The following is a 10,414-nucleotide window of genomic DNA, read 5'->3' as shown; positions in this document are numbered from 1 at the left end:
ACCGCGCTGCCTCGCGACCGGACTCGAACCGCCGCCCCCGCCCCGAGCAGCGTGGGGGCCAGCCCGGCGGTGGTGGTCAGGACGCCCGCCGCGAGGCCGCCGAACGGGATGCCGGCCCAGGCGAGGGCGGCGGTGAGGGACCGGACGCGCCCCAACAGGTGCCGGGGGACGCGTTCGTAGGAGATGGCGCTGAGGATGGGGTTGAGGAAGCCCGCGCCGAGGCCGCCGGCCGCGAAGACGGCGGCCACCGCCCACAGCGGCGCGTCGAGGGCGAGGACCAGGTAGCGGGGGGTGTCGCTGAGCAGGTAGCCGGTGAAGAAGACCAGGCGGCGGCGGAGCCGGTGGGCCATCGCGGCGGCGGTGAGGCCGCCGAGGACGGCGGTGACGCCGAAGAGGCCGTTGACGAGGCCGATGGCGGCCGGTCCGCCGCCGGACTCGCGGGCCCAGACGGGGACCAGCACCTGGGCGGAGGCCGCTCCGAGGAAGTTGCCGAAGCCGACCACGGCGCAGATGGCCAGGAGCAGGGGGTCGCCGCGCAGGAAGGCGTACCCCTCGCGCAGCCGGTGCCCGTACCCGGCTCCGGGCGGATCGTCGGCGTGGGCGGCGGCCGGGCGTCCCATGCCGGACGGCAGGACCAGCAGGGTGATCACCGCGCCGAGGGCGAAGCAGGAGGCGGTGGCGATCAGTGCCGTCAGGGGGCCGGCCAGGGCGACGAGGGCGCCGCCGGCCGCGGGCCCGGCCGTCGCGGCGAGTTGTTCGACGACGCCCGCGAGGCCGGTGGCCCGCTCCAGCCGCAGGCCGCCGCGGTCGGCGGCCTCGGGAACCATGACGTCCCGTGCCAGGTCGCCCGGCCCGCGGACGGCGCCGATGACGGCGACGAGGACGAGCAGCGGCCAGAAACGCAGCACGCCGAGGGCGTGGCAGAGCGGGATCAGGGCGGCGGCGGTCGCGCTGAGCGAGTCGGCCGTCCAGCAGACGAGGCGGGGGCCGACGCGGTCCACGAGCGGTCCGGTGAGGGCCTTCACCACGACGTAGGGGGCCAGTTCGCAGAAGGCGACGATCCCGGTGCGGGTGGCGCTGCCGGTGGTGACGAGGACGAACCAGGGCAGGGCGATGGCCGACACGCGGGTCGCGGTGAGGGCGACGGCCGTGGACGCCAGCAGCCCGACGAGGGGGCGGGCGCCGGTGCCGGCGGCGTTCCGCCCGGCGCGGTCCCGGCGGGGGCGTCTCATGACGGTTCCGGTTTCCCGGCCGGTCCGGGCGTGGCGGGGTCCGGCAGGATGTGCAGGACGACCTTCACCTGCTCGGCGCCGGCGGGCGCGTCGCCCTCCGGGCCGGGGCCGAAGCGGCGGTAGCGGGCCAGGACGGCGCGCAGTTCGGCGGCGAGGCCGGTGGCCTCCTCGGGGGTGAGGCGCAGCAGCCAGTCGCTCGTCTCCAGTACGTCGCGCCAGGCCGGGGGCAGGGACGGGGCCCGGCCGAGGGCCACCCGGGTGTGCAGGGCGTGCAGGTTCGCGACGGAGGCCCGGAACGCGGCCGCGGCCTCCGGCTCCTCGTCGAAGAGGGTCCGGTCGCTGACCCAGGTGGCTTCGTGGGCCGCGCGCCACCAGCGCTCCCGCGCGGTGCCGACGCCCGTTCTCCTCCTCGACGAACCCGGCGTCGGCGAGCCGGCGGAGGTGGTAGCTCGTCAGTCCGGAGGCGACGCCCATGCGTGCGGCGAGCCGTGTCGCGGTGGACGGTCCGGTGGCGCGGAGCAGGGCGACCAGTTCGACGCGGAGCGGGTGCGCCAGGGCGCGGAGCCCCTTGGCGTCGAGCACGACGTCCGTTCGCGGGTCGGGGCCGAAGTCGCGTATGGGGTCGGCCGGTTGGGCGTCGGGCGGTGTCATGGACGGCACCCTAGGACGCCAAGAAGTCTTTGCACTGGAGTTTTTGCGAAGAAGTCTTGGCACACGGCGGCGGCGGCGTCCGGGCGGTCCCCGCCGTACGGCCGGACGTCAGCGGACGCGGGCGTAGGCGCCCAGCGCGATCTCGGCGCAGTGCCGCAGCGACTCCGTGCCGGGGGCGAAGTAGCCGGTGTGGCCGTGGGCGCCCGCCGAGGAGACGGGACGCGCCCCGAAGGAGGCGGAGGTGGGGTCGGTGCCGTGACCGAGGCCGAACAGTTCGACGTTGGGGACGTTCCCGATCCAGTCGGCGGCGTTGCGCCGGACCGCCCACACCCGGACGGGGGTGCGCAGGCCGGCGACGGAGCCGGCCCGGACGCCGGGGCTGCCCAGGACGACGAGGTCGGACGCCTCGCCGCGGCCGATGGCGTGGGCGGCCAGGCCGCAGACCACCGAGCCGTAGCTGTGGCAGAAGACGGCCGGCGCGGCGGTGCCGGTGGCGGCCAGCCCGGCGAGGAAGCGGTCGAGCCGGGGTGCTCCGGCCTCGGCGAGCCGGCCGGTGGCGGCGTCCGGGCCGATGCCGACGGGGGTGGTGTAGCCCGCCCAGGCGATGACGGCGGTGGCGGTGCCGGGCTCCTGCCGGGCCATCTCGGCGCGCAGCGACCGGGCCATGCCGGCCGGGGTGCCGTAGGGGTCGGTGCGCCGGTCGAACGAGGACAGGTCGATGTCGGAGCCGGGCACGACGACGGCCGTGCGCCGGGCCGTGGTCAGGTCGCCGTACACCTCGGCGAGCCGGCCGCGCCCGCGCGGGTCGAAGGCGAGGATCCGCCGCTGGGGGGCGAGGAGTTCGCGGTAGCGGCCGGCGAGGGCCCGGGCCTCGGCGCGCTCGTACTCCGGGAGCGAGGTGTCGGCGGCCCGGGCCAGCCGGCCGGCGCGCTCGGTGGCGAGGGCGCGCCGGTTGGCCTCGTACCGGAGGGCCGGCGGGGCGCCGTCCAGGTTGCCGACGACCAGGGGGTGGCGGGCCGCGAGCCGCTGCCGGGCGTCCTCCGGGAGGGTCGCGAAGAAGCGGGCGACGTCGGCGGGCGTGGCGGTGGCCGGGTCCGGCAGGGTGCGGTGGAGGGAGTGGTCCGCGCGCCAGGCGGCGGTGCCGGGCAGCGGTCCGGTGATCGCGTCCTCCCGGTGGGCGGCGGCCCAGCCCGCCGTTCCCGCGACCACGGTCGTCGTGAGCGCGACGGCGGCCAGGGTGCGCTTGAAGCGGTGCATGTCGGTGCGTTCTCCCTCGTTCCGTGCGGTGCGAGGGGACGGTAAGGAGACGGTGTCCGGGCAGGCGTCACCCTCCGGAGCCAACTCGGGAGTGATACCGGGGTAGGGGGTGGCGCACGGTGCGCGGCGCGGCGTCGGGGAGTCGGAGGCGGCGGCCGGGCCGCCGTGCGGCAGTCCCTCGGACGCCCGTTCGCCGCGCGGTGCCGGACCGTCCTACGCTACGGGGGTGATCATCGAACCCCGTACCGTCGCTCCCGGCGTCGTCCTCCGCCTCGTCACCCCCGACGACGCGGCGGACCTGGCCAGGGCGTACTCCGCGAACCGTGACCACCTGCGCCCCTGGGAGCCGCGCCGGCCGCCGGAGTTCTTCACCGCCGAGGGGCAGGCGGCCCGGCTGGCGGAGCTGACGGAGCTGCGCCGGGAGGGGCGGACGGTCCCCTGGGTGCTCGATGACGAGCGGGAGGGCATCGTCGGTGTCGTCAATCTGAGCAACATCGTGCGGGGCGCCTTCGGGAGCGGCTCGCTCGGCTACTGGGTGGCGGCGGACCGGGCCGGGCGGGGGCTGGCCACCGCCGCGGTGACGGCGGTGTGCCGGGCCGCGGGCGACGAACTCGGGATGCACCGGGTCGAAGCGGGCACCGTGACGGTCAACGTGGCGTCCCAGCGCGTCCTGGCGAAGTGCGGTTTCGAGCGGATCGGCACCGCCAGGAAGTACTTGCACATCGACGGCGCCTGGCGTGACCACTACCTCTTTCAGAGGATTCTGCACGACCGCGAACCGCACTGACCCCAGGGCTTCGCAGCCGCCTCACAGCCATTCCCCGTGCTCACGACACCCGATCGCATCGCAATCTATGGTTCGCCGAAGCACGGCTGTTACATGACAGTCGGAAAACCGCGCCCCGCGGGTCGTAAGATCTTACGGTCAACTAAGGGGGGTTGGTTCGACTTTGTCCGACATGTCCGCGTTTGCTCAACCGCGCTTTGGGCGCAGGAGATGGGAGACCCCTGTGCCGGGGCGAATATCACGACTGTCGCGCCGCCGAGTGCTCCAGGCCGGCGGTGCGGGCCTGGTCGTCGGGACGGGCACGGTCGGGGCCTGGCAGTGGCTGGCCCCCGGCTCGGCGCAGGGCAGCGGGCACGAGGACGAGTTCCCCGTGCAGCCGGCGAAGGTCGTGACGACCGAGTCGTTCGTGCACGTGATCGCGCACCCCGACGACTCGCTGTACTTCATGAACCCGGAGCTGGAGCGGTCCATCCGGAGCGGCGCCCCGACCGTCACCGTGTGCCTCACCGGCGGTGAGTCGGACGGCCGCAACGCCCTGTCGCAGACGCCCGGGTACGGGAAGCTGCCCATGCGGCGGCCGGAGTTCGTCCGCGCGCGCATCAACGGCCTGCGCGAGGCGACCGCCCAGATGGCCACCGGCGACTGGCTCAGCCCCTGGCGGGTCGAGACGACGACGCTGATCCCCGGCTTCGAGGCGGAGCTGCACACGCTCAAGGCCGCCCCCCAGGTCCAGTTGATCTTCCTGGAGCTGGTGGAGGCCCGGTTCATCCGGGTGCCGCGCAAGGAGAGCCTGCGCGGGCTGTGGCTCGGGGCGACCCCGCGGCTGACGACGCTCGTACCGGCCCACAGCCCGGTGACGCGCACGTTCCAGTACGAGCGCCGGCACGTCATCGACTCCCTGGTGGCCGTGTTCGACCGGTACCGGCCGACGGTCGTCCGCACCCTCGACCCCAACCCGACGCACCGGGCGGTCCAGCAGCAGTTCCCCGGTGTGCCGCACGAATTGGCGGGCATATCCCACTACGACCACCAGGACCACACCACTTCCGCCCACTTCGCCCAGGCCGCGCTGGCCGAGTACTGGGGACGCCGGCACAGCCGTCCCACGGCGGTGGAGAACTACGTCGGCTACGAGGTCTCCCTCCTGCCGTCCAACCTGGACGCGGCCACCACCCGGCACAAGGTGAAGATCCTCGACACCTACGGCTGGGCCGACGGCAAGGACTGCGGCGACCCCGCGGGCTGCGGCGACCGCAAGGTCGGCGCCCGCTCCAAGGACGTCCGCTGGTCCAACAACCTCCGCTACCGGGCGCCGGGCACCCAGCGCTGGGTGCAGCCGCTGCCCGACGGCCGGCTCGCGGCCTTCGCGCTCCTCGACGGCGCCGTGCACTGCTGGACCGAGACCAGGCCCGGGACCGGCGCCTGGTCCGGGCCCGTCAAGGTGGGCGGGTCGATGCTGGAGGGACAGGTGGAGGTCCTGCGGCACGCGGACGGCACCCTCCAGCTGTTCTCCGTGCGCACGGTCCTGCCGACGCGGGGCACCCCGCACCGCCGCGAGATCGTCACCGCCCGGCAGAACGGAAAGCCCCGCCCGGGAGCCGTCCCGTCGTTCGGCGGCTGGGAGTCCCTCGGCTCCCCCGAGGCGGATCCGGAGCGGTCGATGGAGGTCGGCTACCCGGTGACCGTCGCGGACAAGGACGGCAAGGTCTTCCTCTTCGTCCGGGACTGGGCCGGCGGCCTGATGTTCCGCACCGGCGAGGGCGGCGAGGACTGGTCCGACTGGGAGCACCTGGAGTCGGACGGGGACCGGCCGCCGTCCGTCCTGGACGGGATGGACGCCGCGCTGGACGACCGGGGCCGCCTCCACGTGGTCGCCGCGGACGCCAAGACCGTCTACCACTGGATGTCCGAGGGCGACGGCGAACCGCCGCAGCCCGCCGGGGCGACCCGGCTCCCCACCGCGAGCGGCCCGCTGTCGCTGGCTCCCTTCTCGGGCGGCGGCATGCGGCTGGTCACCCGGCAGCCCGGCACCGCGCGGGTGCTGGTCGCCGAGCGGCCGGGGGACGGCTCCTGGCGGATGACGTCCGAACTGCCGGAGATCGGCGGATACGGCCGGGTGGCACTGGCCCAGGACGGCCGGACCGTCGTCCTCGCCGCCCGCGACTCGCGGGGCCGGGTGCGGCTGTCGAAGGGCTCGGGGCGTCCCGGCCCCTGGCAGGGCGGCGGCGTGACGTACCGGGCGACGCCGGGCGTCGCCAAGGACGCGCGCGGCCGGACGACGGTCGTGGTCGTGGGCATGGACGGCAAGCTGAGCAGTGCGCGCACCCAGCCGTCGGGCAAGTACCCCTTCACGGCCTGGACCGGCCAGGACGGCCGGTCCCAGGGCGGGACGTCGGCCTGACGGCGACCGAGGGAAGCGCCGCCCGTCCCACCCGGGGCGGGCGGCGCGGCCGTGTCCGGACCGGGTCCGCGGCGGGGCCCGACGCGGTCAGACGCCCCGCAGCCGGTCCGTGATCTCGCGCACCACGGCCTCCTGGTGGTCGCTCAGGTAGAAGTGACCGCCCGTGAAGACGCGGAGGTCGAAGGAGGACTCGGTGTGACCGGCCCAGGCCGCCGCGTCGTCCACGCTCACCTTGGGGTCGGCGTCGCCGGTCAGCGCCACCACGGGGCAGCGCAGCGGCGGCCCGGGCTCGTAGCGGTAGGTCTCGGCGGCGCGGTAATCCGACCGCAGCACCGGGAGGATCATGCGGACGAGCTCCTCGTCCTCCAGCACCTGGGAGTCGGTGCCGCTGAGCCGCCGGGTCTCGGCGAGGATCCCGTCGTCGTCCCGGAGGTGGACGGTCTCCTCGCGGTGGACCGACGGCGCGCGCCGGGCGGACGCGAACAGGGCGGCCGCGACGATGCCCTTCTCCCGCTCGAACCGCCGGGCGACCTCGAAGGCCAGGGAGGCGCCCATGCTGTGCCCGAAGAAGGCGAGCGGCCGGTCGGCCCAGGGCAGCAGCGTCGCGAACACCCGGTCCGCGAGCTCGGGGACGGTGTCGATGAGCGGCTCGTCCCGGCGGTCCTGGCGGCCGGGGTACTGGACGCACAGCACGTCGGCGAAGGCGGGCACCATCCGGGCCATCGGGTGGAAGAAGGTGGCCGAGCCGCCGGCGTGCGGCAGGCAGACCAGCCGGACGTCACCGTCCGGGCGGGGGTAAAACCTGCGTATCCACTGGGCATTCTCGTCGGTGGTGACGCGGATGTCGTTCACGAGCGGGTCTTCCTTCCAGGGCCTGCCGGGCGGTACCGCGGACTGCCGGGCACCAGGGTGGCACGTCCGCGGCCCCCGGCCGGCCGGCCGGTACGCCCGGGTCAGACGTGCCCCGCCGGGCCCCGCCGCACACCCGATGCGGCGCACGTCACGTCCCCGCGGCCGGGCCGTCGGCCGCCGCCCGACGTCCCGTCAGCGGCCCGCCGGCCGCGCCACGTCCTGCCGGACGATCCGCTCGATGTTCCGCTCCGCCAGCGCGGTGATGGTCAGGAACGGGTTGACGCCCAGCGACCCCGGAATCAGCGCGCCGTCGGTGACGTAGAGGCCCGGGTGGCCGGGGATCCGGCCGTACGCGTCCGTGGCCCGGCCGAGCACGCAGCCGCCGAGGGGGTGGTAGGTGAAGTCGTCGGCGAAGGCCTTGGCGCGGGGGCCGAACAGGTCGTAGCGGTAGTCGGTGCGACTGGCCCGGTTGACGCGGTCGAAGAAGGAGCGGGCCGCCTCGACGGCGGGCCCGTTCTGGTCCCGCGTCCACCGCAGGCCCATCCGGTCCGTGGCCCGGTCGTAGACGAAGGTGCCGCGTTCGGGGTTGCGGGTGATGGCGATGTAGAGGCTGATCCAGGTCTCGATGCCGGCGGGCACCGGTGTGATCTCGGCGAAGACCGGGTGGCGGGGGTCGTCCCAGGCGTCGAGGCCGAGGGCCGGGACGGTGGACTGCCGGCAACCGGTGGGGTCCGTGACGTGCTGGGCGCGCGCGGCCATCACGTTCCCGTTGGGGCCCCAGCCACGGCCGATCTCGGGGCCGAGGTCCGGCAGCGCGCCGGTCTCCCGGGCCCGCAACAGCAGTTCGGTGGTGCCCAGGCTGCCGGCGCCGAGGAACAGCCGGCGGCAGCCGATCTCCTTGACGGCGATCCGGCGGCCGGACTCGTCCGACCGCTCGGCCGTCACGACGTAACCGCCCGCGCGCCGGCGGCGGATGGACCGCACCCGGTGCAGGCTCGCGATGGTGACGCGGCCGGTGCGCAGGGCGGCGGCGAGGTAGGTCTTGTCCAGGGAGTTCCGGCCGTGGTTGTTGCCGTAGATCAGCTCGCCCGCCAGGGCGGACCGGGGGACGGTGCCGGCCGCTTCTGCGCGCATGTACCGGAAGTCGTAGACGTTGTCGAGGAACACCGGCCGTATTCCGGCCCGTGCCGCCTGCTCGCGGGCCACGCGGGAGTACCGGTACCACTCCGTCCCCTCGAACCACGTCCGGTCGACGCCGTTGACGCGGAGCATGGCGCGGGCACGCGGGAAGTACCGGCCGTACATCTCCCCCGCGTCCACCCGAGGGAGCACCTGCCGGAGGTACGCGCGGCGGGGCACGACCGCCATGCCCCCGTTGACCAGCGAGCCGCCGCCGACGCCGCGTCCGGCGTAGACGGCCATGGAGCCGAAGTCGACACGGTCTAGCACCCCGGCGTACGGCTCGACCCTGCGGTCGACGACGCCGAGCCAGAGGAAGGAGCCCAGCGGCGCCGCGGTCCGGGTCCGGAACCAGCTGGACCGCCGGTCGGGGTCGAGCATCCCGCAGAAGATCTTCCCGTCGGCACCCGGCCGGTTCCACCACCGCCCCATCTCCAGCATCAGCACCCGCTCCCCCGCCTCGGCGAGCCGTAACGCCGTCACGGCCGCGCCGTACCCCGTCCCGACGACGAGGGCGGGGACGTACGCTCCGTCCCGCGCGGCCTCCTCGGGCCCGACCGCGGCGGACGGAGCCGCGCCGGCCAGACCGTACCCGCCGAGGGCCACGGCCCCGGCGGCGATCCCGCCGAGCAGCCGGCGCCGCGACGGGCCGGACGCTTCCGGCGAACCTGACGGAGCCGGCGGACCTGACCGGGTTGACGAGCCTGTCGCATTCGCCGTGTGTGACGCACCGGACGGATGGCGCTGGACCGACATGGACACACCTCACCTTTCCGGGGCCCGCCGGAGGGAACGAGTGTCGGGGCCCCGGACGCATGCAAACAGAAGAGGCGGGTGAGATAGGCGAGTTGTGGCGCGACGGCCCCTGATTCAAGGGTTCCGCTTGACGGTCACGGCCGGTGGGCGGTAGAGGCGGCAGGGTGCGGTGCACACGGGCGTCCGCTCACACGGATCGACGCCCCGGTTCGTCCCCCCCGGAGGTCCGGGCGTTCGTCCGGGGCGTCGTCCGGGTGACCGGCCCGCCTATGCGATCACGTGGAGGGACGTGGATTCCCGGGAGACGCCTCCCACGTGGAAGGTCAGGCCGGTGGTGCCCAAGGGGGCGGCGGCAAGGGCTTGGACGGCGACCCAGGCGGCGGAGCCGGAACCCGTACCCACCAGGCCGAGGCCGACGTCCGTGAACGTGAGCGTCTGCCCGTCGGCGGACAGGCTTCCGGAGTAGTGCTGCGGGCTTCCGATCCCGCGGTCGACGGTGAGCTGGTACCCCGGGTCGCCTTCCTCGACGAACCGCAGTTCCCTGCCCGCGGGAAGGACCACACGGACGTCGCGGCGCGCGCCCGTGCAGTCCCGCTCGGCTCGCAGCCACACTCCGGGGTAGCGGGTCCCGCCCCCGCGCGCCAGTGTCACACCCTCCCCACCCGGCAACAGGGCGAACGGCTCCCCCACCCGGACGGTCGTGGAGGCCCCGGTCCGCGCCCCGACGCGGAAGGTCAGCTCGCTCTCGCCCAAGGGGGAGCCGGAAGTGGCCTGGACGGCGACCCAGGCGACGGAGGCGGAGCCGGTGCCCGTCAGGCCGAGGTCGACGTCCGTGAAGGTGAGCGTCTGCCCGTCGGCGGACAGGGTCCCCAGGTACCGCCGCGTATCGCCGGAAGCGCTCTGCACGGTGAGCTGGTACCCGGGGCCGCCCTCCTCGACGAACCGCAGTCCCTTGCCTGCGGGCAGGACCACGCGGACCTGTCGGCGCACGCCCTCGTTGTCCGCTTCGGCGCGCAGCCGCACACCGGGGTATCCGGTCTCACCGGTACGCGTCAGCACCACCTCCGGCGGACCTCCCGGGGACACGCCCACCGTGTCGGGCTCGGCCCATTGCAGCACCACCTGTCCGGGCTTGTAGTGGTCGCCGATCCCCGCCTGGTAGAGGGGGTCGGTCCTGGCCGCCGCGTAGCGGCCGGAGCCGGCGGTCGTCACCCCGCCCGACACCCCGGGCCCGGCCGCGAAGCCGCTGCCGCCGCCCCCGCCACCGCCGATCATGGCCGCGTCGGCATCACAGCCCGC

The 10,414-nt window shown here is 74.9% G+C and carries 7 protein-coding genes and 2 pseudogenes; 2 read left to right on the top strand and 7 right to left on the bottom strand.

Annotated features, from left to right (window positions below; translation table 11 throughout):
* The 4 genes and pseudogenes from ACSNOK_RS25155 to ACSNOK_RS25140 form a co-directional block, all read right to left on the bottom strand.
* A partial coding sequence (locus tag ACSNOK_RS25155) for an MFS transporter (RefSeq protein WP_436783042.1) occupies positions 1-1,232 on the bottom strand: 1,232 nt, incomplete at its 3' end.
* Complete coding sequence (locus tag ACSNOK_RS25150; RefSeq protein WP_436783043.1) at positions 1,229-1,486, bottom strand: hypothetical protein; 258 nt, start codon at positions 1,484-1,486, stop codon at positions 1,229-1,231. The genes ACSNOK_RS25155 and ACSNOK_RS25150, both read right to left, overlap by 4 nt.
* A gap of 211 nt (positions 1,487-1,697) precedes the next feature.
* A pseudogene (locus ACSNOK_RS25145) lies at positions 1,698-1,883 on the bottom strand (ArsR family transcriptional regulator); the annotation flags it as partial.
* A 108-nt stretch (positions 1,884-1,991) separates the two neighbouring features.
* Positions 1,992-3,140 (bottom strand): alpha/beta hydrolase, encoded by a 1,149-nt coding sequence (locus tag ACSNOK_RS25140; RefSeq protein ID WP_436783040.1) that lies wholly within the window; start codon positions 3,138-3,140, stop codon positions 1,992-1,994.
* A gap of 226 nt (positions 3,141-3,366) precedes the next feature.
* Between ACSNOK_RS25140 and ACSNOK_RS25135 the strand changes: the two genes are divergently transcribed.
* Together ACSNOK_RS25135 and ACSNOK_RS25130 are read left to right on the top strand one after the other, a co-directional pair.
* The gene (locus ACSNOK_RS25135) at positions 3,367-3,927 is read left to right on the top strand and encodes a GNAT family N-acetyltransferase (RefSeq protein WP_436783039.1); all 561 of its coding nucleotides are present in this window, start codon (positions 3,367-3,369) and stop codon (positions 3,925-3,927) included.
* Positions 3,928-4,150: 223 nt separating this feature from the next.
* Positions 4,151-6,328, top strand: a complete 2,178-nt coding sequence (locus tag ACSNOK_RS25130; protein WP_436783038.1) for a PIG-L family deacetylase — start codon at positions 4,151-4,153, stop codon at positions 6,326-6,328.
* Between the two features lie 87 nt (positions 6,329-6,415).
* Here ACSNOK_RS25130 and ACSNOK_RS25125 read toward each other — a convergent pair whose 3' ends face one another.
* The 3 genes and pseudogenes from ACSNOK_RS25125 to ACSNOK_RS25115 all read right to left on the bottom strand — a co-directional run.
* The gene (locus ACSNOK_RS25125) at positions 6,416-7,171 is read right to left on the bottom strand and encodes a thioesterase II family protein (protein ID WP_436783041.1); all 756 of its coding nucleotides are present in this window, start codon (positions 7,169-7,171) and stop codon (positions 6,416-6,418) included.
* A 201-nt stretch (positions 7,172-7,372) separates the two neighbouring features.
* A complete protein-coding gene (locus ACSNOK_RS25120) occupies positions 7,373-9,115 on the bottom strand; it encodes a GMC oxidoreductase (RefSeq protein ID WP_436783037.1) in 1,743 nt (580 codons plus the stop codon).
* A 267-nt stretch (positions 9,116-9,382) separates the two neighbouring features.
* A pseudogene (locus ACSNOK_RS25115) lies at positions 9,383-10,414 on the bottom strand (hypothetical protein); the annotation flags it as partial.

It is taken from the genome of Streptomyces sp. URMC 126, assembly GCF_051386555.1.
Classification (GTDB): domain Bacteria; phylum Actinomycetota; class Actinomycetes; order Streptomycetales; family Streptomycetaceae; genus Streptomyces.
Note: the sequence above shows the minus strand (reverse complement) of the source record. Positions and strands in the feature narration are given on the sequence as shown.